Source organism: Streptomyces coeruleoprunus (genome assembly GCF_039542925.1).
In the GTDB taxonomy this organism is placed as follows: Bacteria; Actinomycetota; Actinomycetes; order Streptomycetales; family Streptomycetaceae; genus Streptomyces; species Streptomyces coeruleoprunus.
The window spans coordinates 3,005,032-3,031,989 of record NZ_BAABIT010000001.1; the positions used below are offsets into that span (position 1 = coordinate 3,005,032).

A 26,958-nucleotide genomic window follows, 5' to 3' on the forward strand; every position below is an offset into this window, starting at 1 on the left:
CGAAAGGGCCACTCTCGATGACCGAACTGCTCCACGCCGACGCCGTCCGGCCCTCCGGGGGCCCCGCCTTCGGCCTGCGGGTCCCGACGGAGGAGGACGCGTACGCCTGGCACCGGGCGTTCGACGACGTCGAGGTCATGGAGTTCCACGGGGGACGCCCCGCGGAGCTGTCCGTGTACCAGGAGTTCACCGCCCGCCAGCGCCGGCACGACGCCGAGCACGGCTTCTGCCTGTGGACGCTGCTGGACGACGCCGGCGAGGTCGTCGGCTTCACCGGCGCCCAGCCGTGGCCGCACGCGTGGGGCCCGGCCGGGGAGATCGAGATCGGCTGGCGGCTGGCCCGGCACGCCTGGGGCAAGGGGTACGCGACGGCGGCCGCCCGCACCACGCTGGAGCGCGTACGGGCGGCGGGCGTCGAGCGGGTGGTCGCCATGGTCCACGAGGACAACGCCCGGTCGATCGCGGTGGCGCGGCGACTGGGCATGGAGCTGGTGGAGGCGCTGGACCTCCCGGGCCGGCCCGGCCCGCGGGGCCTGCGCTTCGGCCTGGAGCTGTAGGGCCCGGCGCCCCGGCTAGGCGGGCTTCGTGCCCCGGTGGAGGGCGACGATGCCGCCGCTCAGGTTCCGCCAGGCCACCTTCGACCAGCCGGCCTTCTGGAGGAGGCCCGCCAGCTCGCGCTGGCCGGGCCAGCTCTGGATGGACTCGGCGAGGTAGACGTACGCGTCCGGGTTGGACGAGACCGCGCGGGCGACCGGCGGCAGCGCCCGCATCAGGTACTCCTCGTACACCTTCCGGAAGGGCGCCCACGTCGCGTGCGAGAACTCGCAGATGACGACCCGCCCACCGGGCTTCGTCACCCGGTACAGCTCGCGCAGCGCGGCCTCCGTGTCGTGGACGTTGCGCAGCCCGAAGGAGATCGTCACCGCGTCGAAGGCGCCGTCCCGGAACGGCAGCCGCATCGCGTCGCCCGCGGTGAGCGGCAGCCACGGGTGGCGCTTCTTGCCCTCGCGGAGCATCCCGAGGGAGAAGTCGCAGGGCACGACGTACGCGCCGGTCTCCGCGAACGGCAGCGAGGACGTGCCCGTGCCCGCCGCCAGGTCCAGGACCTTCTGACCGGGCCGGGCGTCGACCGCCCTGGCCACCTCCTTGCGCCAGCGCCGGTCCTGGAAGAGGGAGAGGACGTCGTTGGTGAGGTCGTAGTTCGCCGCGACGTGGTCGAACATCGAGGCGACTTCGTGCGGCTGCTTGTCCAGCGTTGCTCGGGTCACGCAGCCCATTCAAGCAGGCGGCCCCCCGCGGGGACGCCCGGGCCTGGGCCTTGTCCGGCGGGTCTTTCCCCTACCCCGCCCCTTCCCGAATCAGGGGGCTCCGCCCCCGAACCCCCCGCTCCTCGAACGCCGGAGGGGCTGCGTTCGGCTAGGCGCGCCGGTACACGAGTCGGCCGGCGATGACCGTGGCGACGCAGGTCGAGGCGCCGCGGCGGACGAGCGTGGCGCGGTCCGGCACGTCGAACACCGCGAACCGGGCCGGGCCGCCCGGCGCCAGGGCCGGCAGCATGATGAGCGGGACCGGGGAGAAGGACGCCGGTCCGGGCAGGCGGTCCGGACGCCGGCCGACGGCGAGCCCCGCCCGGCGTACCGCGTCGAGGGCGGCCCGGCCGCGCAGTTCGCCGGCCACGGCGACCGTGCCGTGCGCCAGCATCCGCTGCACCCCGCGCCGGGCGCTCGCGCCCCGCCGCGACTCGTCGGCGCGGAACACGGCCCGCGCGCGCTCCCCGGTGAGGGGCTCGGTGCCGAACTCCTCGGCCTCGCGCGGGTCCGGGTGGTAGGTGGCTTCGAGCAGCTCGGGGCCGTACGGGTTGAGCAGCCCGGGCGTGAGGATGCCCGGCCACCGCCGCACCCGTGCCCGGGGGTGGGCGGCGGCCAGTTCCTCGTACGGGCCGATGGCGGCGATGCGGTCGCCGTCGACGAGGACCGCCGACGCGGGCGAGGCCTCGGCCACGTGGATCGTCAGCATGTCGGGCTCAGTTGGAGGCGAGCAGCTTCAGCTCGGGGTGGGCCGTGCCGCCCTCGATGGCCGTGGACGAGATGTGCGAGACGACGCGGTCGTCGACCGGGTCGTCGGCCGGGTCGTCGTGGACGACGATGTGCTCGTACGTCGTGGTGCGCTGCGCCGGGACGCGCCCCGCCTTCCGGATGAGGTCGATGATCTCCAGCCGGTTGGAGCGGTGCTTGGCACCGGCCGAGGACACCACGTTCTCCTCCAGCATGATCGAGCCGAGGTCGTCCGCGCCGTAGTGCAGCGACAGCTGGCCGATCTCCTTGCCGGTGGTGAGCCAGGAGCCCTGGATGTGGGCGACGTTGTCGAGGAACAGCCGGGCGATCGCGATCATCCGCAGGTATTCGAAGATCGTGGCCTGCGTGCGGCCCTTCAGGTGGTTGTTCTCCGGCTGGTACGTGTACGGGATGAACGCGCGGAAGCCGCCCGTGCGGTCCTGGACGTCCCGGATCATGCGCAGGTGCTCGATGCGCTCGGCGTTGGTCTCGCCGGTGCCCATCAGCATCGTCGACGTCGACTCGACGCCGAGGCCGTGGGCGATCTCCATGATCTCCAGCCAGCGCTCGCCGGACTCCTTGAGCGGCGCGATGGCCTTGCGCGGCCGCTCGGGCAGCAGCTCGGCGCCCGCGCCGGCGAACGAGTCGAGGCCCGCGGCGTGGATGCGGCGGATGGCGTCCTCGACGGACACGCCGGAGATCCGCGCCATGTGCTCCACCTCGGAGGCGCCGAGGGAGTGGATGACGAGCTGCGGGAACGCCTCCTTGATGGCGCCGAAGTGCTTCTCGTAGTACTCGACGCCGAAGTCCGGGTGGTGGCCGCCCTGGAACATGATCTGCGTGCCGCCCAGTTCGACGGTCTCGGCGCAGCGGCGCAGGATGTCGTCGAGGTCGCGGGTCCAGCCCTTGTCGCTCTTCGGCGGGGCGTAGAAGGCGCAGAACTTGCACGCCGTGACGCACACGTTGGTGTAGTTGATGTTGCGCTCGATGATGTACGTCGCGATGTGCTCCGTACCGGCGTAGCGGCGGCGCCGGACGGCGTCGGCGGCCGCGCCGAGGGCGTGCAGCGGCGCGGACCGGTAGAGGTCGAGCGCCTCCTCGGGGGTGATCCGCCCACCTGCGGCGGCGCGGTCGAGAACGGACTGGAGGTCGGCCTTCTCGGTCACCGGGGCGTACCTTTCGGCAGGGTCTGGACGGGCTGGACCAGCCTACGCCAGCGATCTGACGGTCCTTACTGGCGGTCCAGGGTGGCGCGCGGATTGCCGGCGCGGGCGTCGTCCGAGGTGTAGACGAGCTGCTTGCCCTTGAGGGTGAGCTTCACGGTGTGGGTGCCGCTCGTGCAGATGCTGCCGGACTTGCCGCCGGACGCGCTGTCGGTGACCAGGGTGCCCTCGGTGGCGCTGCGCAGGACGAGGTGGTCCTCGCAGGTGAAGTTGCCGAGGGCGTCGTACTGGCTGACCGTGCCGATCCGCTCGCCGGTCCGGCCCTCCTTGAGCACCAGGGTGAAGGAGCCCCCGTCGATCTCGGTGCCGAGGAACTGCACGAGGACGCGGCCCTTCCACGTGCCGGCGAACTCCTGGGGCACGGACGCGGAGGGCGCCGTGTCGGCGGGGCCGGAGGGCTGGGCGCTCGTCGAGGCCTTGGGGGGCTTCGTCGCGGTGTTGTTGCTGCCGCCGCCCGGGATCAGGTCGAACAGCACGGCCGCGCCCACGGTGACGGCCGCGAGGGCGCCCGCGACGGCGAGGGCGACCGTGCAGCTGACGCGGCGGCCGCCCCGGGGGCCGGCCGGTTCCGAGGTGGTGCTGACGGAGAGGGCGACGGGAGGGGTACGGGGGCCGGGCACCGCGTCCCGCACCGGCGGGGGCGCGGAGGGCTGCGTCGGGGGGTGCGGCGGCTGCGGCGGACCGAAGGAGCCGGACGTGGTGACCGCCCCGGAGCCCGGGGAGGCGGCGGCCGGTTCGGGCGCCACGGCGGGGCTGGTGAACGGCACCGGCCCCGACCCGGACGGGTCGGCCGCCGCCGGCTCCAGGTCCAGCAGCCGCACGGCCGCCCGGCTGACCTCCTCCACGACGGGGGCCGGCAGCCAGCCGCCCGCCGCGAGGGCGGCGGCCCCGCCGGGGGCCAGCGCGCGTGCCACGTCGGCGGGCGCGGGGCGTGTGGCCGGGTCCTTGGCGAGGCACGCGGCGACCAGGTCGCGCAGCCCGGCCGGGAGCGACGGGTCCAGGTCGGGTTCCTCGTGGACCACCTTGTAGAGCAGCGCCGCCGAGGAGTCGCCGGAGAACGGCGCCGTGCGGGTCGCCGCGTACGCCAGGACCGCGCCGAGCGAGAAGACGTCCGTGGCGCCGGTGACGCCCTGTCCGGCCTTGCCGAGGATCTGCTCGGGCGACATGTAGCCGGGCGAGCCGATGGACACGCCCGTGGAGGTGAGCGAGGCGGTGCCGTCCGTGGCGCGGGCGATGCCGAAGTCGATGAGGCGGGGTCCGTCCAGGGCGAGCAGCACGTTGGAGGGCTTGACGTCCCGGTGGACGAGCCCGAGGGCGTGCACCGCCGCCAGCGCCTCGGCCAGTCCGGCGCCCAGCACCCGTACCGACGCCTCGGGCAGGGGCCCGTGGGCGGCGACGGTCTGCGCCAGCGAGGGCCCCGCCACGTACCCGGTGGCCACCCACGGAACGGGCGCCTCCGGGTCGGCGTCCAGCACGGGCGCGGTCCACTGACCGCCGACCCTGCGGGCCGACTCCACCTCACGGCGGAACCGCGCCCGGAACTCCTCGTCGAGCGCGAAGTGCGGGTGGACGACCTTGACCGCCACGGTCCGGCCGCCCGCGCTGCGGGCCAGGTACACCCGGCCCATGCCGCCCGAACCCAGCCTGCCGAGCAGCCGGTACGGGCCGATGACCTGTGGTTCGCCCGGCTCCAGCGGCTGCATGACGTGCGCTCCCCCCGACCGTTCTCGTACGCGTCACCCAGCAGCGTAGAGGTCCGGGTGGGCCGGATCACGGCGATTGCCCGTCCCCCGGAGCCAACCGGCCGGGGCATTACGCCATCTACCTGGCCGTAATCCACAAACGCCCCCGCCGTGCCAGAAGCGGCTGCCCGTCGGGCAGCGCACTACCCCACATCCCGATCCGGAGTGCTCCCCATGAAACGTCCCCTCAAGGCGCTCGTGGCCGCCGTCGCCCTCGGTTCCCTCGCGCTGGCCACCGGCTGCTCGGGTGAACCCGTCTCCTTCGACACCCCGAGCAGCACCGCCGGTTCCGGCGCGTCCGGCGGGAGCCGGGGCGGCGGGGGCACGGACGACGGCAAGAACGGCGAGGCGGCCGCCAAGACGCTGATGCCGACCGGCCCGAAGGCTGAGTTCACCACCCAGAACACCGTCGACGACGGCACCAAGATCGGCAAGACGACGCTGGAGGGCAAGAAGTCCGGTTTCACCGGCGACGTCTGGGTGTGGGCCCCGCCGCAGTATTTCGACCCCAAGTACGCGAACAGCGGTTTCCCGGTGCTGATCGCGCTGCCCGGCGGCAACGGCTACCCGAAGAATTACTGGATGGGCACCGACCTGAAGCTGCAGAGCAGCATCAGCAAGTGGTCCAAGGAGGGCAAGTCCCTGCCGTTCATCGTGGTGATGCCGGTTCTCAACCCGGACGACAAGTACTACTACGACGGCAGCGACATACCCGGCCAGGCCAAGATGGGCACCTGGATGACGGAGGACGTTCCCGATTTCGTCAGGGCGAATTTCCGTACGTTCAAGTCCCGCGACGGCTGGGCCTTCATGGGCTCGTCGTCCGGCGCCTTCGTCGGGCTGAAGTCGGTCCTGAAGCACCCGGACAAGTTCAAGGCGGTCATCGCGTCCGGCCCGGACACCGTGCCGGACTCCCCGCTGTGGGCCGGGCACGAGGCGGAGAAAGCGGCGAACAACCCGGAAAAGCTCGCCGAGGCGCTGTCCGCGCAGCCGTCCGGACCGGACAAGGACGTGTATCTGGCGTTCCAGATCGGCACGAAGGAATCCGGGCTGAACAACCTCCGGTCATTCACCAAGAAGTACACGAAGGGCCCGGTGAAGACCCGTCTGGAGGTCATCCAGGACGGCGAGCACAACGCCAAGACCTATGTGAAGGGCATGGGCGACGGCTCGATCCAGTGGATCAGCGAGCACATGCAGGCCCCCATCCCCGCCTCCTGACGGGCCGGGTAAGGGGCCTGACAGGGGCTCAGGTGCCGAGCAGCTCGACCCGCACGTCGGCCGGGAAACCGGTCGTCGGCCCGGTCCTGCGGGCGAACTCCCGCACGCCGGCGAGCTGCTGGGCACCGAACCGGAAGTCCAGCGTGGTGAAGTAGCGCTCCAGCAGCTCGGCGTCGAAGGACTCCCAGCGCGCGGCCTGCTCCGCCACCTTGCCGACCTCCTCCAGCGACAGGTCCCGCGAGGCGAGGAACGCCTCGTGGACCTGGCGCACGAGCTGCGGGGCCCGCTCCAGGTACTCGCGGCGCACGCCCCACACGGCGAAGACGAACGGCAGCCCCGTCCACTCCCTCCACATCAGCCCCAGGTCGTGGACCTGGAGCCCCAGCCGGGGCGCGTCGTGCAGCGAGGCCCGCAGCGCGGCGTCGCCGATCAGCACGGCGGCCTCCGCCTCCTGCATCATCAGGCCCAGGTCGGGCGGGCAGGTGTAGTAGGCGGGGGCGACCCCGTACCGCTCGGCGAGCAGCAGCTGCGCCAGCCGTACGGACGTACGGGAGGTGGAGCCGAGGGCGACCGGCTGACCGTCCAGCTCGCCGAGCGGCCGCTGGGAGACGATCACACAGGACATGACGGGGCCGTCGCAGCCGACGGCGATGTCGGGGAAGGCGACGAGCCGGTCGGCGTGGCGGAGGTATTCGACGAGGGTGATCGGCCCGATGTCGAGATCACCGCGCACCAGCAGCTCGCTGAGCTTCTCCGGCGTGTCCTTGGTCAGCTCCAGATCGAGCAGGGTCCCGGTGCGGGCCAGGCCCCAGTAGAGGGGCAGGCAGTTCAGGAACTGGATGTGTCCGACACGTGGCCGGTTCCGCCGAGATTTGTCCACATCGTGAGGCTAGACCCCGTCTCACCTGGTGGGCGCGACCGGGTGCCCGTCAGCACCTTCGCGCAGTTCAAACGTCCGGGTGACGTCCTGGTGCCGTGATCTTTACCTCTACCGCTGCCCGCACGCTGCGTGCTAGGCTCAACGCAAGTTGCAGTTTGGTTTCCCTTGCAGTACAGAGCCTGCGGAGCATGTGACCCGCAGGCTTTTGTAGTTTTCAGACTTGTTTGCAGGTTCTGGAGCAGGGCAACCCTTTGGCCCAAGGAGGGCTTATGGCTACCGGAACCGTCAAGTGGTTCAACGCTGAAAAGGGCTTCGGCTTCATCGCCCAGGACGGCGGCGGCCCGGATGTCTTCGTCCACTACTCCGCGATCAACGCGACCGGCTTCCGCTCCCTCGAGGAGAACCAGGTCGTGAACTTCGACGTCACGCAGGGCCCGAAGGGCCCGCAGGCGGAGAACGTCACCCCGGCCTGACGTCTTTCCGACGTCACCGGGCGGCGATCGCCCCGACTTAGCTAGACCCAAGGAGCCCCATTCCGTATTCCGGTACGGAATGGGGCTCCTGCCTTTGTTTCCCAGCCGGATCGGGCCTGGCGCGACACAATCCGCGCCGTTCCGGTCACTGTGCGCACTGGGCCGTTCCGCGGTGCCGCCGTACGATCGGAGGCATGACCGAACGGAAACCCCCCGGTGTGAGCTTCGAGTCATGGGTGGACAAGCAGATCCGCGAGGCGACCGAGCGGGGTGACTTCGACCACCTCTCCGGCCTGGGCAGACCGCTGCCCGACGACAGCGCCCCCTACGACGAGCTGTGGTGGATCAAGGGCAAGCTCCATCGCGAGGGGCTGTCCGCACTGCCGCCCACGCTGGCCCTGCGCAAGGAGGCGGAGGACGCGCTGCGGGCCGTGGGCCGCGCGGTCTCGGAGGGCCAGGTCCGCCGTATCGTCGACGGGATCAGCGAGAAGATCGCGGCGGCCGTCCGCCGCCCTCCCCCGGGTCCGCCGCTGAAGCTCACCCCGTTCGACGTGGAGGAGCTCCTTCGGGACTGGCGGGCCGGGCGCGGCGGAAGGGCGTGATCCGCGCCTGACATACGGCAGCCGCCGGGCACCCGAGGGTGCCCGGCGGCCGTCGTTCACCGGTGCGCTATCCGGTCCGGGTCACCAGGTGCCCGGCTCCGCGTACCAGGACCGCTGCGGGTTGTCGAACGTGCCGTCCTCCTTGGCGGGGAAGGTGAAGGCACGGGTGGCGCCGATCGCGTAGTTGTACATGATCAGGACGTCGGCCCGGCCGTCGCCGTCGGCGTCGCCGGACAGCGGCATGCCCGAGCTGCTGGCGTACCAGCCCTCCGGGTTCGACTTCCACCCGGCGACCGGGGCGTTGAAGCCGCCGTCCGCCTTCGCCGTGAAGGTGTGCATCACGGTCACGCCGCCGTCGTGCCGGTACATCACGCCGACGTCGGCGCGCTTGTCGCCGTTGTAGTCGCCGCTGGTCAGCTCGATCCGGTCGCGGTCCCAGCTGCCGGGCTCGACGTTCCACGACTTGACCGGCTTGTCGAGGGTGCCGTCGGCCTTGGCGGGGAACGTCCACAGGGCGGCCGCTCCGGTGCTGTAGCCGTAGAAGGCGATCAGGTCGGCGCGGCCGTCGCCGTTGGCGTCGCCCATGGTGTAGCGGGCGTTCTTGGCCCACCAGTTTCCGTCGCCGGAGTTCCAGCCGCGGACGGGGTTGTCGAAGCCGCCGTCGGCGCGGGCGAGGAACTTGTGCACGCCCGTCTGGCCGTCGTCGTAGTCGTAGACGGCGGTCAGGTCGGCCCTGCCGTCGCCGTTGACGTCACCGGCCTGGACCGAGATCACCCGCTCCATGTACCAGCTCTTGGCCGGCAGGGCGGCGCTCTTCAGGGGCTTGAACCCGCCGTCCTTCTGGCCGACGAACGTCCACATGGCGACCGAGCCGTCCGCGTAGCCGTAGAACGCGGCGACGTCGGCGAGCTTGTCGCCGTTGAAGTCGCCGGCGGCCCACTTGGCGCGGGTGGCGTCGAAGGAGCCCCGGTTGCTCGTCCAGACCTCCTTGGGCGGGCGGACGCCGCCGTCGGTGTCGGCGGTCAGGACGTGGATGCCCGTGGTGGCGTTCCCATAGTTGTAGACGGTGATCATGTCGGTGCGGCCGTCGCCGTTGACGTCACCCGCGAGGTCGGTCCGCAGGTGGGCGGTCCGGTCGTCGGGCTTGTGCTCGGTGGTCGTGCCGCTCGCGCGGTTCCAGCGGACGTAGCCGTTCTCGAAGTCGGCCCGGACACCGCCGGTCACCTGGTACTCGCCGGACGTGGGGAAGCCCAGCCAGCTGTTCTCCGACTTCAGCTCGGTCCACTTCGCCATGATCGCGTTGTGGACGGGCCAGGCGCCGGTGGCCTTGCTCCAGTAGATGGACGTGTTGTAGGTCTCCTCGTCGCGGAACCGGAAGCGCTGGTACGCGCCGGCCTTCGGCGTGGTGGCCTTCTCGTCGTCGATCGGGTAGCCGATGCGGCGGGGGCCGCCCAGCGCGAGGTAGCGGCTGTAGATCGCGCCGTGCACCTCGTGCGCGCCGATGCCCGGCGCGTAGAAGATGCCGCTGCCCTTGCCGGCCTTGCTGAAGGTGTTGAACCGGCCGACGCCGTCGCTGGTGGGACGCTCGTCGGAGGTGGGGTAGCCGAGGATGCCGCCCTCGCGGCCCATCTCGGTCCACTTGGCCCAGATGGAGCCGTGGACCTCCCAGGCACCGGTGTCCGGGCTCCAGTAGATCGACCGGTTGTTGGCGGTCGTGCCGGGGGCCTGGAAGTGGGTGTACCGGCCGATCTTGTCGGGGGCGGTGACGACGTCGGTGTCCGGGTAGCCGAAGCCGGCCGGACCGCCGAGCGCCTTGTACTTGGCGAGGATCGGGCCGCACAGGGTGTGCTTGCCGGTGGCCTTCGACTCGAAGGACTCACAGGTGCCCCACGGGGTGCCGCCGGTGACCAGCGGGCGGGCCGGGCCGAAGGCGGAGCCGTCGGCGAGGGCCTTGCCGGGGAACTCGACGCCGTTGCCCTGGCCGTCCCGCGACCACAGGTCGGCGAAGCCGTCGCCCTCGAAGTCGCCCTCGGTGGACAGGTGCGGGTACGCGGCGGCGGTGAAGCCACTGCCGATGGACGTGGCGCGGACGGCGGGGTCGCCGTACACGCTCAGGTCCGCCGCGGTGACGTCACCCTCGACCGTGCTCGGGCGGCTGGTGTACTGGTGGATCTTGCCGCTCTTGGTGTCCCGGGCCCACAGCTCCGGCAGGCCGTCCTTGTTGAGGTCGCCGGGCGCGAGGAGGGTCATGTTCTGCCAGTCGGCGTTGCCGAGCGAGACGGGCTCGACCTCGTCGAGGAGCGGGCTGCCCTGGCTGCCCAGGTAGAGCCACAGCTCGCCGCCCGTCTTGACCAGCAGGTCGGGGGCGTCGTTGTGGTCGACCTTGCCGTCGGCGTTGTCGTCGTTGACGCTGCCGATGGTGAGCGCCTGCTCGGCGTTCCGCCAGTGGTTGGCGTCGTCCACGGCGACCTCCAGCGGCCAGCGCTCGCTGTCGGTGCCGCCGAGTTCGCCGTCGCCGCGGTTGGCGTAGACCCACAGTTCCTTGAGGGCCGGGTCCTCCAGGCCGGGGCGCAGGGCGACGAGGTCCTCGTAGTAGTCCTCGTTCCAGCTGCCGCGGTGGGTGAGGACGGCGTCGCCGAAGGACGCGTCGTCCGCCTGGCGGCCCAGGCCGAACTTGCCGTTGCCCTGGCCCGGGTGGATCCACAGCGCGCCGCTGCCCGGGTCGACGGACCACAGGTCGATGGTCGTGTCGCCGTTGAGGTCACCGGGCCTGTCGCGGTGCGGGGCCCGGGTCGCGTAGAAGAGGTACGTCTTCAGGTCGGAGCGGTTGCCCGCGGCGTCGAGGCTGCGGACGTACATGTACTGCGGTCCCGCGTTCAGCGGCCGGTAGGTGACGGGCTCCTTCGCGGGGCCGCCGGGCTTGGTCGCGTCGACGAACCGCTCGCGGGTGTCGGAGTCGGTCCACCAGACGTACCGGGTGACATCGGTCACGCCCGCGGGAGTGAAGAGGAACTTGCCGTCGGTGCGGGCCGGGTTGCCGTCCTTCTCGGCGGGGAACTCGGCCGACGTGACGCCGGGCAGCTTCGAGGGCCGGGTCTTGTCGAAGGTGAACGAGCACTTGCCGGCCCAGGGACCGTTCGCGGTGCCGTCACTCACCCTGACGTCCCACCAGTACGTACCGGACTTCAGGTCCTTGGTGGGGATCCGCAGGCTCGCCACGGAGCCGCGGGTGGCCTTGTCCTTGCCGACCTCCGGCGTGGAGTCGCCGTTCAGCGCGTAGTGGAACTCGGCGGTGAGGTTGTTGTCCTCGGCGTCGTTCACCTTGGCACGCAGAGTGATGTAGTCGGTGGTGCCGAAGGTGCCGCCGGTGCAGGGCACGGACGGGTCGGTCGACCGGCTCGTGGCCTTGCCCGGAACGGTGTTCAGGTACGTCGAGACGCGCACCGAGTGCGGGTCGAACTTCCGCCAGGAGACGTCGACCTCGGAACTCTTCGCGGTGAGGACGAAGGCCCAGGAGCCCCATTTCCCCTTCGCCGCCCTGCTGATCGCGTCCGTCACGTCGAATTCGACGAGACCGGCCGTGTCGGCGGGGCAGTTGCGGCCGCCGAAGGATTCACCGGAGGAATCGATGACACTGCCCCACTTGGGCTGCCTGTTCCAGGTGATGTTGGTGGGGAGGGTCTTTCCGATGTCGCGGACCTGAATGGCGCCGGACTTGCACGACCAGGAACCGGCGTGGGTCTGCTTGATCCGCAGCGTGGAGCGGAGGATCTGCTTGCCCCACACGTTTCCGGTGCCGATGCGGAAATACGTGTTGGCGCGGACGGTTCCGCCGCGCTGGGTGTCATTGGCGACGCCGACCCGGGCGAAGTCCGAGATCGTTCCGCCGTTCCAGTAGACGGTGTCGTCGGAGTTTCCGACATTGCTGTGCTTGTACGCGATGGACCACGCGTTCTTCCACGCGTCCTTCGCCCACACCGGGTCGATGACGACGGGGTAGACGGTCCCCGGATCGGTCAGCAGCTCCTTGTCCGGGCGCAGGGTCAGCGCACGGTCAGTCAGCTGGACGCCGAGGCCCGCCTGTCGCGAGCCCTCGGTGGCGCCGGTCAGCGTCTCGGCGAGGGGCCGGGGCGTCGGCTTGGGGGCTTCGGCGGCCGGGGCGGAGGTCATCGCCGACCGGGCCGTACGGGCCTTGGCGGCCGCGCCGGCCCGGGCCTGGTCCTTGGCCTGGTCCTCGGTCGGGGCCTGGGCCTTGGCCTGCGCCCGGGCCGCGGCCTGGTCCTCGGAGCCCGCCGAGTCCCACATCTTCGGCTGGGGCGCCGAGAAGACGGCCGTACCCGTCGGGTCGACGGCCTCCAGCCGGCCGTCCTGACCGGCCTTCAGGTCGAGGCCCTTGCTCGTGTAGCCGAAGGTGATGGAGGTCAGCGCCGGGTTCTTGGCGGCCTCGGCGTTCTTCACCACGAGCGCGTGGGAGAACGAGTCCACCTCGGCCGTGGCGGTGAGGTCGACGCCGGGCAGGACCTCCCGGTAGGTGGCCGTCCGGCCGGAGACGACCGGCTCGGGGAGGTTTCCGGGCCAGGACAGGGAGATTTCGCGCCCGTCCTTCACCATTCGCGCAAAGTCGCCGTTGCCGCCCCCGGAGAAGGAGACGGACATTCCGGCGGCCTTCGGCGCTATTCGGCCATCGTCAGTGGCGGAAAGTCGCGTGTCGACGGAGACCAGCTTGCCGTTCTGCCGCACCCGGATCGGGATCAGCGCCCGCTCCACGGTGAACGTCCCGTCCGGGTTCGCGAACGTCTCGTCGGTCTCGGTGCGTTCGGACACGATCTCGACGCGCTCGCCGGTGTCGGCCGCCTTCTTCACGGCGGCGTCGATGTCCGCGCGCGCCGGGTCCTGCGCGGCGGAGTCGGAACTCCCCGCCGTGGTGTTCTCGGCCGCTGACGCGACCGCCGGGGAAAGGGTCACCATTCCCGCGGAAAGAGCCATCAGCAATACTGCCGAGACAGCCTTTCCGAATGTTCCCCCCGGGTCGCTGCCGACCCTTCTCGGTACATGTCTCATGGAGATTTTTTCCCGCCCGTTTCCTTGCGGTGCAGTGGTCGATGTGCACGGGGCGGCGCACAAGGCATTCCGGTGCGAAGCATTCCGGTTTCCCCCGCCCTCGCACCCCCGTCGCTCAGCGTGACGAACGATGGACGTGCGCCCCCCGCCGTGCTTTCTAGCAGGCCGGATGGGCCGCTCGCGACCCGGTACCGGGCAACGGGACCGGGCTCCCGGGGTGATCAACCCGGTGGTAGCTTTCGCCCGACTGTTTTTTCACGGGGGATGAAGTGGGGAAATCTCTATGCCAAAACGGGGTGGGCAGACCCATGCCCACAGACGAATACGCACGGCGATACGCTGGTCACTGCCCGCGCTCGCCACATCTCTGCTCCTGACCGCGCTCCCGCAGACGACCCCGGACGCCGTCGCGGCCGGCGGGAAGCTGCCGGACCTGCAGAAGCTGGTCAACGTACCGGGCGAACCGGCCAAGGGGGGTTCGACACCGACCCCCGCACCGAAGCGGACCTGGACCGGGTCCCCGTCGGTGGCGTGGCCGAAGCCGGGTTCCGCCGAGGTGAAGTTGGCGGCGAAGACGGGCGCTCCGGCCCCGCGCGTACGCGCCGGCTCCCTGCCGGTGCGCCTGGCCGCATCGGCTCCCGCGGCCGCCGCCGGGGCTTCCGGCGCGAAGGGCCGTACGGCCGAGCCGTCCGTCTCCGCCCAGGTGGAGGTCGCCGACCGCGCCGTGGCCGACAGGGCGGGCGTGGACGGTGTGCTGCTGAAGGTGCGGCGCACCGATGGGGCGCCGGCGTCCGCGCCGGTGTCGGTGGAGCTCGACTACAAGGGCTTCCGCAACGCCTATGGCGGTGGCTGGGCTTCGCGTCTGCGGTTCGTGGCGATGCCGGCGTGCTCGCTGACGACGCCGCAGAGGGCGGAGTGCCAGACGCGTACGCCGGTCGCGACGACCAACGACCAGGCGAAGGGGACGCTGACGGCGACCGTCCAGGCGCCCCCGGCCGCGACGGCGGCCCGTACGTCCTCCGCCAGGACCGCCGCCGGCGCGCGGGCGGGTGCGACGGTGCTGGCCGCGACGGCCGCGCCCAACGGCCCGTCGGGCGACTACCGGGCCACGTCCCTGAGCCCGTCGGGCTCGTGGCAGGCGGGCGGCTCCTCGGGTGACTTCACCTGGTCGTACCCGATGGAAATCCCGTCCTCGCTGGGCGGCCCCGGCCCGACGCTGGGCCTGAGCTACTCCTCCGCCAGCGTGGACGGCCGTTCCTCGGCGTCCTCGCAGCAGAGCAGCTGGGTCGGCGACGGCTGGGACACGGGCGCGAACTTCATCGAGCGCCAGTACGTGCCCTGCTCCAACGACCGCAAGGACGGCTCGGGTTACAACAACCCGAAGCACCCGACCGGTGACCTGTGCCAGGGACCGCCGGTGGTCACGCTGTCGCTGAACGGCAGCTCCACGCAGCTCGTCCTGGACGACAAGTCGAAGAAGTGGATCCCGGCCGGCGACGACGGCTCGAAGGTCGAGCTGCTCAAGGGCGCGGCGAACGGGGACAAGGAGAAGGAGTACTGGCGCGTCACCAACGAGGAGGGCGTGCAGTACTACTTCGGCATGGACCGGCTGCCCGGCTGGGCGTCGGGCAAGGCCGAGACGAACTCCGCCTGGTCGGTGCCGGTGTACGGCAACCACCCGAACGAGCCGTGCCACCAGGCCTCCTACGCCAACTCGGTCTGTGACCAGGTGTACCGCTGGAACCTCGACTACGTCGTGGACCTGCGCGGCAACGCCATGACGTACTGGTACGGCAAGGAGCGCAACCACTACGGCTCCAACGTCACGCGCGAGGGCAAGTCGACCAACCGCGCCTACGACCGCGGCGGCTGGCTCAAGCGGATCTCGTACGGCCTGCGCAGCGACGACCTGTTCGCGGCCGCCCCGGCCCAGGTGGTCTTCGACGTCGACGAGCGCTGCGTGAAGACCACGACGTTCGACTGCGCCGAGTCCAAGCTGACCTCCGAGGCCAAGTGGGAGGTCACCCGCAACTGGCCCGACGTGCCGGCCGACCAGCTGTGCGCCGAGGGCAAGGACTGCAAGGACCGCTACGCGCCGACGTTCTTCACCCGCAAGCGGCTCGTCGCGGTCAACACGGAGATCCTGAAGGACGGCAAGCACCAGCCGGTCGACACCTGGACCCTCACCCAGGACTTCAAGTCCACCGGTGACGGCGGCGTCGCGGGCGACTACCCGCTGTGGCTGAACCAGATCCAGCACACCGGCAAGAACGGCAAGGCCGTCTCCCTGCCGCCGGTGATCTTCCAGGGCAAGCAGCTGCCGAACCGCGTCGACAACGACAAGGACGGCAACCCGCCCTTCCTGCGCTGGCGCGTGGAGACCATCCAGACCGAGACGGGCGCGCGGATCGCCGTCGAGTACGCCAAGACGGAGTGCTCGACCGAGACGACCCCGCACAAGCTCCCGTCGGCGGCGCACAGCAACACGATGCGCTGCTACCCGGTGATCAACGAGGTCCCCGACCCGACCGACGAGACCGGCCTGAAGAAGAAGTACTTCACGGACTGGTTCCACAAGCACCGCGTCGACGAGGTCCGCGAGGAGGACAAGAACGGCACGTCCCCGACGAAGGTCACCACGTTCCAGTACATCGGTGACCCCGCCTGGGCGTACGACGACGACAGCGAGCTGCTCAGCGAGAAGGCCCGCACCTGGTCGCAGTGGCGCGGCTACGAGAAGGTCCGCACCTTCGTCGGCAAGGCCCCGGACAAGCGCTCCCAGGTGGAGACCGTCTACTTCCGCGGCATGGACGGCGACAAGCTGCCCACCGGCAAGCGCGAGGCGAAGATCAAGGACAGCGAGGGCGGCACGGTCGACGACCACCGCCTCTACGCCGGCCAGATCCGCGAATCGCTGTACTACGACGGCGAGGGCGGCGCCCTGCAGTCCGCCACCCTCTACACCCCCTGGGTCCGCGGCCCGACCGCCACCCGCAAGCGCACCGAGGGCGCCGAGCCGCTCCAGGCCTGGATGGCCGGCACGGCGAAGGCCTCCTCCCGCACGATCCTCTCCGGCAACCGCGGCCAGCGCCGCACGGAGATCGAGCACGCCTACGACAGCCGGGGCCGGATCAGCCACACCACGGACCGCGGTGACCTGGCGAAGACGGACGACGACACGTGCACGCGGTACGAGTACGTCAACGACGACGACAAGCACGTCTACACGCCGCAGAAGCGGGTGGAGACGCTGACGAAGGCGTGTGACGCGAGCAGCGTCGCGCGCCCGGCCGACGTCGCCTCGGACAAGGTGATGTCCTACGACGCCGCCTACAACGTCACCAAGGTCGAATCGCTGTCGGACTACAAGGACGGCAAGCCCGTCTACCGGCTCGACGCCTCCTCGACCTTCGACAAGCACGGCCGTATGACGTCCTCGACGGACATCTACAACAACACCACGAAGACGGCGTACGTCCCCGCGGCCGGCTCCCTGCCGGTCAAGACGGTCGTCACCAACCCGATCGGCCACACCGAGACCACCGAGCTGGACCCGGCCCGCGGCCTGGCCCTCGCCAAGGAGGACACCAACAAGCGCCGCCAGGTGCTGGAGTACGACGCGCTCGGCCGCCTGGTGAAGACCTGGTCCCCGGACCGGGACCCGGCCACGCAGACGCCGGACGCCGAGTTCAGCTACACGGTCGGCCCGGACGCCCCGGTCGTCGTCACCACCAAGAAGCTCCTGGAGCGCGGTGACTACCGGGTCTCGTACGACATCTACGACGGCGCGCTGCGCCTGCGGCAGACCCAGCAGCCGGCACTGGACGGCGGTCGGGTCATCACCGACACGTTCTACGACAGCCGCGGCCTGATCTGGAAGGAGAACGGCGCCCACTTCAACGACAAGGACGCGTCGCCCGGACTGTGGACCTCGGACGACAACAAGGTCCCGGCCTCGACCCGTATGGAGTACGACGGCCAGGGCCGCCCGGTCGCCACGATCGCCCGCAAGTTCGGCGAGGAGACCTGGCGGACCACCACCACGTACGGCGGTGACTGGGTCGCGGTGGACCCGCCCAAGGGCGAGACGCCGACCATGTCCGTGGTCGACGCACAGGGCCGCAAGCTGGAGCTTCGCCAGTTCAAGGGTGACGGTCCCTCGGGCGCGTACGACAAGACGACGTACACGTACGAGCGCCGCGGCATGCTGGAGTCCGTCACGGACCAGGCCGGCAACGTCTGGTCGTACAAGTACGACCTGCGCGGCCGGATGTACGAGTCGAAGGACCCCGACAAGGGCATCACGAAGACCACCTTCGACAAGGGCGACCGCGTCCTGACGACGACGGACGGCCGCGACCCGGCCAAGACCATCGCCTATGACTACGACAAGATCGGCCGGATCACCGGGACGTACGAGGGGTCGCTCAAGGGCCGCAAGCTCACCGAGCAGACCTACGACACCCTGCCGGGCGCGCTCGGCATGCCGGTGTCCGCGACCCGCTTCGTGAACGGCAACGCCTACACGCAGGCCATCACGGGCTACGACCAGGAGTACCGCGCCACCGGCACGAAGCTGGTGATCCCGCCGTCCGAGGGCAAGCTCGCCGGCGAGTACGTGTTCAGCACCACGTACACGAAGACGACGGGCATGCCGCAGACGTTGACGCAGCCGGCGGTGGCAGGTCTGCCGCAGGAGCGGATGTCGCTCGGCTACAACGGGCTCGACCAGGTCAACACGATGGCCGTCGCGGGCAAGACGTTCGTGGCGAAGACCGAGTACACGCCGCTGGGTGACGTGCTGCGTACCCGAGTGGGTCCGGCGGGCAAGCAGCTCATCACGAGCCGCGAGTTCGACGAGCAGACCCGCCGCCCGCTGCGCACGGTCCACGACCAGGAGGTCGGCGAGACGAGCACGGCCCGGATCAGCGACGTGCGCACCGCGTACGACCAGTCCGGCAACATCCTGAAGATCACGGACGCTCAGGGTGCCAACCCGACGGCGGCCACGACGGACACGCAGTGCTTCGCGTACGACTACCTGCGCCGGATGACGGACGCCTGGACGTCGGCGAAGGCCGACGACTGCGGCGCCCCGGCGGGCCCGGGAGCCAAGCCGCAGGTCGGCGGCCCGAATCCGTACTGGACGTCGTACACGTTCGACGCTGCCGGCAACCGCAAGACGGAGGTCAAGCACGACGTCACCGGTGACACGTCGAAGGACGTGACGCGGGACTACGAGTACGCCGAGGGTGGCACCACCACCAGCAAGCTCATGAAGGTCCGCACCAAGGGCCCCGAGGGCGAGCGCGAGGACTCCTTCGGCTACGACAAGGTCGGCAACACCACCCGCCGCACGGTCATGGGGACCACGCAGGACCTGCAGTGGGACCTCGAGGGCCGCCTGGAGAAGGTGACCGAGGGCACCGGCGACAAGGCCAAGTCCACCGAGTACGTCTACGACGCGGGCGGCAACCGCCTGATCCGCCGCGACCCCAACGGCACGACCCTGTACCTGCCGGGTACGGAGGTCCAGCTGGACAAGGCCGGCGACATCAAGAAGGGCACCCGCTACTACCAGCACCCGGCCGGCCCGGTCATGGTGCGCACGGCGGAGGCCGGCAAGGTCACGACGTCGTACCTCCTGTCGGACCACAACGGCACCGCGACCACCGCGGTCGACGCCACGACGGGCGCGGTCAGCCGCCGCATGTTCACCCCGTTCGGCGAGGCACGCGGCGAGAAGCCGTCCATGTGGCCGAGCGAGAAGGGCTTCGTCGGCGGCACGATGGACGAGTCCACCGGACTCACCCACCTCGGCGCACGCGAGTACGACCCGGCACTCGGACGGTTCATCTCGGTCGACCCGAAGATGGACGTGGCCGAGTCGCAGACGATGAACCCGTACGCGTACGCCAACAACAGCCCCATCACCTTCAGCGACCCTTCGGGCGAGTTCTGGGGCTTCTTCATGAAGCTCTACAAGCAGGCGAAGGCCGCCTACAAGAAGTACCTGTCGTTGTCCGGTGGCGTCCCGCCGGCCCCGTCCAAGCCGACGCCCAGCGTCAGCAAGAAGGACGTGGAGCGCGCCAGGTGGCTGAAGAAGCAGTCCAAGATGGACATGGTCATGCACGTGGCCAAGGAGGCGGTGAAGGAGGCCAGCGGCTACAACGACGTCGTCGACTGCCTCAACGGCAACGTGGGCACCTGCGCCATGATCGCCCTGGAGGCGGCGGTCCCCTTCGCCGGCAAGGCCAAGCGGCTGCTGAAGGCGCTGGACAAGGCGTGGAGCGCCTACCGCAAGTGGGAGGACGAGGTCCGCTGGGCCACCGGCATCGTCAAGCGGGCCGACGCCGACGCCCAGGCCATGGCCAAGTACACGGAGGACATGGCCGACTGGAAGAAACAAGCTGATGCGGCCAAGGCTGCGAAAAAGGCGAAAGCCGACGAAGTAGAAGCCAAAGCAGCGGAGAAAGCCGACAGCGACGGCGACGGCGGAGGCGGCGACGGAAGCCACGGCGACGGAGGCGCCGGCGAGTCCTGCCGGGTGAACAGCTTCACCCCGGAGACCAAGGTCCTGATGGCCGATGGGACCACCAAGCCCATCAAGGACGTCAAGCCCGGCGACAAGGTCGTCGCGAAGGATCCCAAGACCGGCGAGACGGCGGTCAAGGAGGTCACCGCCCAGATCATCGGCAAGGGCGCCAAGAACCTGGTCGAGATCACCATCGACACGGACGGCGACAAGGGCGACAAGACGGCGAAGGCCACGGCCACGGACGGCCACCCGTTCTGGGTGCCGGAACTCGGCGAGTGGATCAAGGCCACGGACCTCAAGTCGGGCGACTCGCTGGAGACCGGCGCGGGCACCCGCGTCCGGATCACCGCGGTCAAGCGCTGGACCCAGCAGGCCGCGGTCTACAACCTGACCGTCGCGGACATTCACACGTACTATGTGGCCGCGGGTGCCGCCCCGGTCCTCGTACACAACTGTGGAGACCTGGACAAGGACGACGGAATTCAGGGTGCCCACCCCAAGTCGCACCTGGACATCTCCGACAACGACCTGATCGACCGCGCGAAGAACGACCCCAAGACGAACGTGGCTTCCATGCTGCATTCCAGTCAGGCGCAGGCTCGCATCAACGATGTCGTCAATCACCACCGGACGGCGATCAACAAGTGGGCCGCCAAGGCTACGAGCGGGGACCGGAAGGAGTTCAGTCTTGGCTTCAGCTCACCGATCGGCCGGGTGGCCAACAACTCCGGAGCGGTAAGAGACGCCCAAAAGCTCACCCTGGTGCTCATGAGGGTCGAGAAGGGCTATCAGGGGCACAAGGGAGCATGGGTCTTGTTCACCATAAAGGCGTCCTGAGGAATCCCGAGCCCTGAGGGGCCTTGAGGGATCCTGAGGGATCGAGCCGGTTTCCTTATCCGCTGTGTGCCGGCCGGGGCGTCCGCCTCGGCCGGCACACAGCCGTCACACGAGAACGGAGAAACGGAATTGCTGTCCGCCAGGCAACAGGTATCCGCCTTCCTACTGGATATCGATCTATGGCAGAGGCGGCTCGACGATTTCACCCTCGGCCTCTTCACGGAATTCTCGTTCGGTGAAGAATCGACCCTTGTCCATCAGATCATCCTGGACAGCGGGAACGGCTTGCGGGTCACTCTGTACCATTCCATCCGCATCCCCGATACCGACTATGTCCGCGAGGCAAGCGAGTTCAACGTCACGGCCACTCTGGCGTTCTCCGACTCCGGCTGCTCCGTCGAGGCCCTGATCGAGGCCCACCTTGAGTGGGCGTTCGGTGACACCGAGCCCGGCGTGTACACGCTGTACCGGTCGCGGGATGCCGACCTCGAACTGGACGACGCCTTGAACGCTCTGGGGCGGCGAGTCGACGAGATGTGCGAGATGCGTGACGCCCCTGAACGGCTCGGGTTCGCCCGGAGTACGTGAGCCGGCTTCAGCCGGATGCCGCTTGCAGCCGTGACGGCCTGTCGGCACGGCCCGGCCCGAAGGCCCGGTGGCCTGGACGGATCACATTCCGCCCAGGCCACCGGGCCTTCGCCGCGCCTGCGGCGGGACGGGCATCAGGTGTAGCGGGGCAGGTCGCGGGTGGAGATGGTCCAGTCGGCGATGGTGACGTCCTCGCCGTAGAGGAAGTCCTTGCGTGTGGCGTAGCGCGGCCCGTCCGGCGTTGGATGGATGTCGCAGAACACCGCCCCGGAGCCCGTACGGGGATCGAACACCGCGTACACGGGAATGCCGAGCAGCGGGTAGTCGCGCAGCTTGCCGACCCAGTCGTTGTCGGGGTTGGAGCGGGAGACGACCTCGATGGCGGCGAGCAGGGCCCGGGGGTCGAAGGAGCCCTCGGTCTCCATGTCCTTCTCGGCGATCAGCATGATGTCGGGATGCCGCAGGATGCCCTCGGCCCCGTTTTCGACGTCCGGAGCACCGGAGTGGGCCACCAGGCCCGCCGAAAGCGCCGCGTCCAGGCGGCGCCTGAGCCGGGCGACGGTCAGCTCGTGGGGGCCGTTGGGGGCCCGCATGTCGTGGACGATGCCGTACGGGGTGACCTCGAACGTCCCGGGGACCGTATCGCCCAGGCCGTGCAGGGCGGCCCGCATCGCCCGGTACGCGCCGGGGCTACTCGTCCCGGCAGTCACGGCACCGCCCCGGTTCCGCCGCGCGGAAGGCGCGGTCGCAGTCCTCGCAGGTCTGGAAGGGGTCGGGCCCCGCCTCCGTGGGCTCCTCGGGCAGGGGCGGGGGCAAGAGGGCAGTCAGGCGGTGGGCGACGAGCCCGGCCGCGTGGGTGAGCCGGCCGGGGAGCCCGGCGGTAAGGGCGGTGCGTACGGAGTCGGGCCCGGCGTCCCGTTCCAGCCAGGCCGCCACGGCGGGGGCGAGGCGCTGGACCTCGCCCTGGGAGAGCACGAGGCGGTGGTCGTGGCGACGCAGGCCGGCGAGGAGGGCGGTGGCGGCGTGGAGGCGGTCGGGGTCGTCGGTCAGGGGGACGGGGAGCGTCGCGGGGTCGGGCTTGGGCTGGAACTCGGGCTGGGACACGGGCTGGGACCGGGGCTCCACGGCGGCCGGCTCGGGCTCGGGCTCCGGCTCTGGCTGCGCCGCAGAGGCCTGGGGCTCGGCGGCGGGCTCGGGCGCGGGCTGCGGTTCAGCCGCGGCGGCCCGGGGCTCGGGGCCGCTCTTGGGCAGAGGCTGCACCCGGATCGGCCGGGGCGGCGCCGTGACCCCACCCTTCGGCTGGTTGTAGAAGACCGTCCGGGTGACGACCTTCCCGGAGTCGAGCCGTTCCCGCCGCCGCTCCAGGTACCCGGCGGCCTCCAGCTCCCGCAGGGCGTCGGCGATGCGCTTCTCGCTCTCGGGGAAGCGGGCGGCCAGGAACCGGATGCCGATGCGAGCCCCGTCGGGCAGTGACTGGATGTGGACGGCGAGCCCCATCGCCAGCAGGCTCAGCTGCCGGTGCTGGGCGAGGTGGTTGCCGACGACGGTGAAGTGACTGGTGTGCCGCGTGTTGACGTGGACGACACCGTATCGGGCGGTAGATCCGGAAACGGCGCCATCGGCGCGCGGGACAGCGCTAAGCTGCTGAACACCCATCGGGAAGCTCCTGACTTCCTCGGTGGTCAGGCCCTCGATCGGGATCGCTACTCCCGGCCGGGGGCCGACGTATGTGTGGCTATCGGTCGCCGCGAGCATATGCCCGCCAACCCGCCCAAACCTCAGTTCAGTTGCACGTTCCACCCGTGTGAGTGACTACAGGGGCGGGGTGGGCGGGTGGGAGAGGTTTCTTCCCCAGACGTTCCTTTCAGGAAAGACCTCGCGGCCCACCAAGACACAGCTCACCGAGTCGCGGTCCACCGCGACCCGGTGCACGCCACCTCCGCCCATACGGTCTTGCACGGGAACGGCCCAGGCTCGACGCCCCACCGCTCGGCCAGGGCATCGACCAGGGCGAGCCCGTACCCGCGCCGGCCGGGCAAGGAGTCCCCGCGCGCGTCCGTCACGGCGACGCGCACGAGTCCGCCGCCGCCTCCGGACACGGTCAGGGCGAGCCGGAAGTCCCGTCCGGGCACGCGCCCGTGGAGCACGGCGTTGGCGGTCAGCTCGCCGACGACGAGGGCGGGACCCGCGAAGGGCAGGCCCCAGGAGCGGAGTTGCTCGGCGGCGAGCAGCCACCCCAGCCGCGCTCCCCTGCGGGTGGCCGAGAGTTGGACGCTGAAGGCGAGCGGGCGCGGCGTAGCCACCGGCGGTGGCGGTTTGCCCATGGGCCCACGGCTGGTCCTCTCCCCCACCGCTTGGGCGGAGTACCTGGGGGTGTGAGCCCGGTGTCGTCCTCCTGAGCTGGAAAGATCTGGCTCCTGACACACCCTCCGCATACGCTGCACGCCGACGCGGCCCGTCCAAGAGGCCGCAGGGGTGGGGTCATGGAAGAGAAGGTTCAGGCGTGCCCGCAGTGCGGGACGGAGATCAGATCCGACAGCCGGTTCGTCACGTGGTGCGCCGCGTGCGACTGGAACGTCGACCCGGCACGGCCGGAGGAGCAGCCGGGCCGGCTGGAGCGATTGCGGCGGGGGCTCGCGCGGCGTCACGGGGCGAAGCTCCTGGAGGACGTCACCGCGGCCGGTGGGGAACTGCGGCCGCATCGGGACGCCGCGAGCTTCGTGGCGTACGGCATCGCGCTCGTCGTGCACGGCGTGACCGTGGCGCTGCTGGCGGGCGGTGTCCTGCTGGCCGTAGTGGGGTGGGGCACCGCGCTGCCGGTGGCGGGCGCGTTCCTGCTGGGCCTCGCGTGGATCCTGCGGCCGCGCTTCGGCCGGCTGCCGGACGAGGCGCCCGTACTGCGGCGCGCGCAGGCCCCGGATCTGTTCGCCCTGATCGACGAGGTGGCGGCCGTGGCCGGCACGCGCGGTGTGGACGCCGTGGTCGTCACGCCCGAGGTGAACGCGTCCGTCACGACGTACGGAATACGTCAGCGCCGGCTCCTGCATCTCGGCCTGGGCCTCTGGGAGGTCCTCTCCCCGCAGCAGCGGATCGCCCTGCTGGGCCACGAGCTGGGGCACTACGCCAACGGCGACACCCGCCACGGCGTGATCATCGCCAACGCGCTGCGATCCCTGGACACCTGGCGCTACCTGGTGGCGCCCGTACAGGACACCTCGGCGGTCGGGACACTCCTGAACATGGCGTACCTCCTCCCGCGAGGGCTCCTCATCGGCGTGCAGATGCTGCTGGACCGGCTCACGCTGCGCGCGGCCCAGCGGGCGGAGTACTTGGCGGACGCCCTGGCGGCGAAGGCCGGGTCGAGCGAGGCGGCGGTGGGTCTGATGGACCGGCTGCTCGTCGCGGACTCGGTCGGGTCGTTCCTCCTCCGTGAGGCCAACGCCCGCCAGGTCTCACGCTCCGGCGCCCGGGAGCGCGGGCAGGACGCCGCACACGGCCTCTGGGACCGACTGGCCGCCTACGTCGAGTCCATCCCGCAGGGCGAGTACGAGCGGCTGCGCCGCGTCGGCGTCCTCCGTGGTCACGGCGTGGATTCCACGCACCCGCCGACCCACCTGCGGCGCGCGTGCCTGCTCACCGCGGCGGCGGCGCCGGCGCGGGTCGTCACCGACGAGATCCGGGCGAAGGCCATCGGTACGGAACTGGCCGAGGCCCGCGAGAAGGCCGCCCGCCGGGTGCTGCGGGGCAGCTGGTTCAGCTGAGGCGTTCCCGGCGGGCGTCCCGCAGTTCCGGAGGGGGCCCGGCTCCCGCCCGCGTCCTGTGACGCGCCCTGCTCGACGAGCCAGCGTCGGGCGTACTCCCTGTCGTCGCCGATCACCCGGCCAGTATGGAGTCCCCCTCCGACACCTCTTGGACCGCCGAGAAGAAGTCCTTGGCCTCCTTCATCGCGACCTCGTCCGCCAGGACCTGCCCCGGTGCGCTGCCGTTGCCGAGCAGGACGCCGCCGAACCGCATGCTCATGTACGAGGCGCTGTGGCGCAGGGAGCCGATCAGGGGGTCGGCCACCGACTGATCGCGCTCGGCCAGCGCCGTCACGCCCCACAGCGTCTTGCCGGCCATACGGGCCTTGAAGTCGAGGCCCGGGAGGCGCAGCCAGCCGACCCAGTGGTCCAGGTAGTGCTTGGCCGGGGTGGACAGGCTGTACCAGTACAGGGGCGAGGCGATCACGATGTCGGTCGCGTCCAGCGTCGCGTCCAGCAGGTGCCGCAGGTTGCCCTCGGGCTGGGGGTGGGTGCCGTCGCCGGTGTGCCGCAGGTCGGCGAAGTCCGGGACGGGCAGGTCGGTCAGCCGCAGCCACTCCTGCCGTACGCCTTCGGGCAGGGCTTCGGCGGCCCGGCGGGCCAGCTGCTCGGTGTTTCCGTCGGGACGCGTGCTGCCCAGGAGGAAGAGGAACTTCCGCTCTGCCGCTGCCATTTCAGGTGCTCCTTCGTTCCGTCGTCGTCGCTGACCTGCAACGGTCACGGCACCCGGTCCATTCCTCCGGCTTCTACGATCAGGAGGTGAGCGGACGAGAGAACACGGGCAGGGCCCCGACGGAGGCGGACGTCCAGGAGGCGGAGCAGCAGCTCGGCATCACGTTCCCGCCCGCGTACCGGGCGCACCTCCTGCACCCCGCCCCCGGCCTCCGCCGCCCGCGCGCCCTGCGCCGTGGACGGGACGGCTGGGCCTGGGAGGGCGACGACCGGACGAACCACGCGCTGCTCACCACGCCCTTCCCTCACCCCGCCTCGTACCGCGCCGAGGACGAGGCGCTCGACGCCCGCGAACCGCGCGAGGAGGACTACCCGGACGCGGGCTCGTTCCAGGACGCCTGGCGGGAGTGGGACGACGCGTGCGAGGAGCCCGAGGAGCGCAAGACGGCCGGCGCCGTGTACCTCCAGGACGACAACCCGTTCTACACCCTGTACGTGGTGACGGGCCCGTACCGCGACACGATGTGGCTCGACCGCCGCGCCATCAGCGACGACATCGTCCCGATCACCGACCGGGACGGCCGGATCCTCACCTTCGCGGAGTGGTACGACTGGCTGCCGAACCCCGTCGACCTGGCGGCGTTCGCGCCGGGGATCAGCTGAGATCGCGCGTGGCGCCGCGCAGGAAGTCGGCGAGGGTGACGTCGTCGTCGCTCCACGAACAGACCTCCAGCCACGCGAGGTAGCCGGCCCGGGCGAAGAGCAGCACCTCTCCGGGGCAGTCCCCCGTCTCCGTACAGATCACCGCCTCGGCGACGACGCCGGTGCGGCTGGGGGCTGTCGGGGAGGGCCCCACCGCGTCGGTGTCGATACCGAAATCCGCGGTGCCGCACCCGCACGTACAACGCGAGAGCACGCGAAAGTGCGGGACCTGCTCGCGCAACGAGTCCCCGTCCTCCAGGAGGAGATCCAAGGCACGGGCGACATCGTCGGGGAGAGGTCGCACGGCCATCGCACCAGCGTAGGCACGGGCGTTGCCAGTGGCTGCGACTTGCGTCGGCACGAGGGGCATTGCTGGCGGGCGAGGAGGGGCCGGAGGTGGAATTCCGTATCGAACGCCGGGACCTGACGGAGTCGATCGTGCAGCCGGCGCGCGTGCTGCCCGCGCGCTCGCTGGTGCCGCTGCTGGGCGGGCGGCTGCGCGTGTCGGACTCCGACCACGAGGCGTCGGCGCGCATCGAGGTGGAGGCGGAGACGGTACGGGCGG

General features: G+C 70.7%; 19 protein-coding genes. 8 read left to right on the forward strand and 11 right to left on the reverse strand.

Annotated elements, in window-relative coordinates; all coding sequences use genetic code 11:
- Positions 1-17: 17 nt before the first annotated feature.
- Positions 18-557, forward strand: a complete 540-nt coding sequence (locus tag ABEB09_RS13065) for a GNAT family N-acetyltransferase (protein WP_345690061.1) — start codon at positions 18-20, stop codon at positions 555-557.
- A gap of 15 nt (positions 558-572) precedes the next feature.
- Here the strand turns inward: ABEB09_RS13065 and ABEB09_RS13070 are convergent, their stop codons facing one another.
- The 4 genes from ABEB09_RS13070 to ABEB09_RS13085 form a co-directional block, all read right to left on the reverse strand.
- Positions 573-1,268 (reverse strand): demethylmenaquinone methyltransferase, encoded by a 696-nt coding sequence (locus ABEB09_RS13070; protein WP_345690062.1) that lies wholly within the window; start codon positions 1,266-1,268, stop codon positions 573-575.
- Between the two features lie 148 nt (positions 1,269-1,416).
- The gene (locus ABEB09_RS13075; protein ID WP_345690063.1) at positions 1,417-2,016 is read right to left on the reverse strand and encodes an imidazolonepropionase-like domain-containing protein; all 600 of its coding nucleotides are present in this window, start codon (positions 2,014-2,016) and stop codon (positions 1,417-1,419) included.
- A 7-nt stretch (positions 2,017-2,023) separates the two neighbouring features.
- A complete protein-coding gene (mqnC, locus tag ABEB09_RS13080) occupies positions 2,024-3,220 on the reverse strand; it encodes a cyclic dehypoxanthinyl futalosine synthase (protein WP_345690064.1) in 1,197 nt (398 codons plus the stop codon).
- A gap of 65 nt (positions 3,221-3,285) precedes the next feature.
- A complete protein-coding gene (locus ABEB09_RS13085; RefSeq protein ID WP_345690065.1) occupies positions 3,286-4,980 on the reverse strand; it encodes a serine/threonine-protein kinase in 1,695 nt (564 codons plus the stop codon).
- 213 nt (positions 4,981-5,193) lie between these two features.
- On the opposite strand from ABEB09_RS13085, the gene ABEB09_RS13090 reads away from it, so the two are divergent.
- Complete coding sequence (locus ABEB09_RS13090) at positions 5,194-6,240, forward strand: alpha/beta hydrolase (RefSeq protein ID WP_345690066.1); 1,047 nt, start codon at positions 5,194-5,196, stop codon at positions 6,238-6,240.
- A 28-nt stretch (positions 6,241-6,268) separates the two neighbouring features.
- On the opposite strand, the gene ABEB09_RS13095 is transcribed toward ABEB09_RS13090, so the two are convergent.
- Positions 6,269-7,120, reverse strand: a complete 852-nt coding sequence (locus tag ABEB09_RS13095; protein WP_345690067.1) for a menaquinone biosynthetic enzyme MqnA/MqnD family protein — start codon at positions 7,118-7,120, stop codon at positions 6,269-6,271.
- A 269-nt stretch (positions 7,121-7,389) separates the two neighbouring features.
- Here ABEB09_RS13095 and ABEB09_RS13100 point away from each other — a divergent pair, with 269 nt between their 5' ends.
- Both ABEB09_RS13100 and ABEB09_RS13105 read left to right on the forward strand, forming a co-directional pair.
- A complete protein-coding gene (locus ABEB09_RS13100) occupies positions 7,390-7,593 on the forward strand; it encodes a cold-shock protein (RefSeq protein WP_017948713.1) in 204 nt (67 codons plus the stop codon).
- A 194-nt stretch (positions 7,594-7,787) separates the two neighbouring features.
- Positions 7,788-8,195, forward strand: coding sequence for a DnaJ family domain-containing protein (locus ABEB09_RS13105; protein WP_345690068.1), 408 nt, complete (start codon positions 7,788-7,790; stop codon positions 8,193-8,195).
- 81 nt (positions 8,196-8,276) lie between these two features.
- On the opposite strand, the gene ABEB09_RS13110 is transcribed toward ABEB09_RS13105, so the two are convergent.
- Complete coding sequence (locus ABEB09_RS13110; RefSeq protein WP_345690069.1) at positions 8,277-13,181, reverse strand: FG-GAP-like repeat-containing protein; 4,905 nt, start codon at positions 13,179-13,181, stop codon at positions 8,277-8,279.
- A 358-nt stretch (positions 13,182-13,539) separates the two neighbouring features.
- Here ABEB09_RS13110 and ABEB09_RS13115 point away from each other — a divergent pair, with 358 nt between their 5' ends.
- Positions 13,540-20,631 (forward strand): polymorphic toxin-type HINT domain-containing protein, encoded by a 7,092-nt coding sequence (locus ABEB09_RS13115; protein ID WP_345690070.1) that lies wholly within the window; start codon positions 13,540-13,542, stop codon positions 20,629-20,631.
- A gap of 66 nt (positions 20,632-20,697) precedes the next feature.
- The gene (locus ABEB09_RS13120; RefSeq protein ID WP_345690071.1) at positions 20,698-21,219 is read left to right on the forward strand and encodes a hypothetical protein; all 522 of its coding nucleotides are present in this window, start codon (positions 20,698-20,700) and stop codon (positions 21,217-21,219) included.
- Between the two features lie 134 nt (positions 21,220-21,353).
- On the opposite strand, the gene ABEB09_RS13125 is transcribed toward ABEB09_RS13120, so the two are convergent.
- The 3 genes from ABEB09_RS13125 to ABEB09_RS13135 all read right to left on the reverse strand — a co-directional run bounded on the left by ABEB09_RS13125 (position 21,354) and on the right by ABEB09_RS13135 (position 23,522).
- Positions 21,354-21,890, reverse strand: a complete 537-nt coding sequence (locus ABEB09_RS13125) for a Uma2 family endonuclease (protein WP_345693924.1) — start codon at positions 21,888-21,890, stop codon at positions 21,354-21,356.
- 19 nt (positions 21,891-21,909) lie between these two features.
- Positions 21,910-22,875 carry a helix-turn-helix domain-containing protein gene (locus ABEB09_RS13130; protein ID WP_345690072.1) on the reverse strand — a complete coding sequence of 322 codons (966 nt, stop codon included), beginning with the start codon at positions 22,873-22,875 and terminating at the stop codon, positions 21,910-21,912.
- Between the two features lie 242 nt (positions 22,876-23,117).
- Entirely contained in the window at positions 23,118-23,522 is a 405-nt protein-coding gene (locus tag ABEB09_RS13135) for an ATP-binding protein (protein WP_345690073.1), read from the reverse strand.
- Between the two features lie 180 nt (positions 23,523-23,702).
- Between ABEB09_RS13135 and ABEB09_RS13140 the strand changes: the two genes are divergently transcribed.
- Positions 23,703-24,980, forward strand: a complete 1,278-nt coding sequence (locus ABEB09_RS13140; RefSeq protein ID WP_345690074.1) for a M48 family metalloprotease — start codon at positions 23,703-23,705, stop codon at positions 24,978-24,980.
- A gap of 112 nt (positions 24,981-25,092) precedes the next feature.
- Here ABEB09_RS13140 and ABEB09_RS13145 read toward each other — a convergent pair whose 3' ends face one another.
- On the reverse strand, positions 25,093-25,692 hold the full coding sequence (locus ABEB09_RS13145; protein WP_345690075.1) for a flavodoxin family protein: 600 nt from the start codon (positions 25,690-25,692) through the stop codon (positions 25,093-25,095).
- Positions 25,693-25,778: 86 nt separating this feature from the next.
- On the opposite strand from ABEB09_RS13145, the gene ABEB09_RS13150 reads away from it, so the two are divergent.
- Positions 25,779-26,354: an SMI1/KNR4 family protein gene (locus ABEB09_RS13150; protein WP_345690076.1), complete on the forward strand. Its 576-nt coding sequence runs from the start codon at positions 25,779-25,781 to the stop codon at positions 26,352-26,354.
- Here the strand turns inward: ABEB09_RS13150 and ABEB09_RS13155 are convergent.
- Complete coding sequence (locus ABEB09_RS13155) at positions 26,347-26,703, reverse strand: hypothetical protein (protein WP_345690077.1); 357 nt, start codon at positions 26,701-26,703, stop codon at positions 26,347-26,349. The genes ABEB09_RS13150 and ABEB09_RS13155 overlap by 8 nt on opposite strands.
- Positions 26,704-26,958 lie beyond the last annotated feature (255 nt).

What these genes read in the sequence shown, in the direction of transcription:
- ABEB09_RS13115 (WP_345690070.1), top strand. Translation starts at nt 13,540, where the DNA reads ATGCCAAAACGGGGTGGGCAGACCCATGCCCACAGACGAATACGCACG.
- ABEB09_RS13145 (WP_345690075.1), bottom strand. Translation starts at nt 25,692, where the DNA reads ATGGCAGCGGCAGAGCGGAAGTTCCTCTTCCTCCTGGGCAGCACGCGT.
- ABEB09_RS13125 (WP_345693924.1), bottom strand. Translation starts at nt 21,890, where the DNA reads ATGCGGGCCGCCCTGCACGGCCTGGGCGATACGGTCCCCGGGACGTTC.
- ABEB09_RS13100 (WP_017948713.1), top strand. Translation starts at nt 7,390, where the DNA reads ATGGCTACCGGAACCGTCAAGTGGTTCAACGCTGAAAAGGGCTTCGGC.
- ABEB09_RS13090 (WP_345690066.1), top strand. Translation starts at nt 5,194, where the DNA reads ATGAAACGTCCCCTCAAGGCGCTCGTGGCCGCCGTCGCCCTCGGTTCC.
- ABEB09_RS13130 (WP_345690072.1), bottom strand. Translation starts at nt 22,875, where the DNA reads ATGGGTGTTCAGCAGCTTAGCGCTGTCCCGCGCGCCGATGGCGCCGTT.
- ABEB09_RS13085 (WP_345690065.1), bottom strand. Translation starts at nt 4,980, where the DNA reads ATGCAGCCGCTGGAGCCGGGCGAACCACAGGTCATCGGCCCGTACCGG.
- ABEB09_RS13110 (WP_345690069.1), bottom strand. Translation starts at nt 13,181, where the DNA reads ATGGCTCTTTCCGCGGGAATGGTGACCCTTTCCCCGGCGGTCGCGTCA.
- ABEB09_RS13140 (WP_345690074.1), top strand. Translation starts at nt 23,703, where the DNA reads ATGGAAGAGAAGGTTCAGGCGTGCCCGCAGTGCGGGACGGAGATCAGA.
- ABEB09_RS13075 (WP_345690063.1), bottom strand. Translation starts at nt 2,016, where the DNA reads ATGCTGACGATCCACGTGGCCGAGGCCTCGCCCGCGTCGGCGGTCCTC.
- ABEB09_RS13065 (WP_345690061.1), top strand. Translation starts at nt 18, where the DNA reads ATGACCGAACTGCTCCACGCCGACGCCGTCCGGCCCTCCGGGGGCCCC.
- ABEB09_RS13155 (WP_345690077.1), bottom strand. Translation starts at nt 26,703, where the DNA reads ATGGCCGTGCGACCTCTCCCCGACGATGTCGCCCGTGCCTTGGATCTC.
- ABEB09_RS13105 (WP_345690068.1), top strand. Translation starts at nt 7,788, where the DNA reads ATGACCGAACGGAAACCCCCCGGTGTGAGCTTCGAGTCATGGGTGGAC.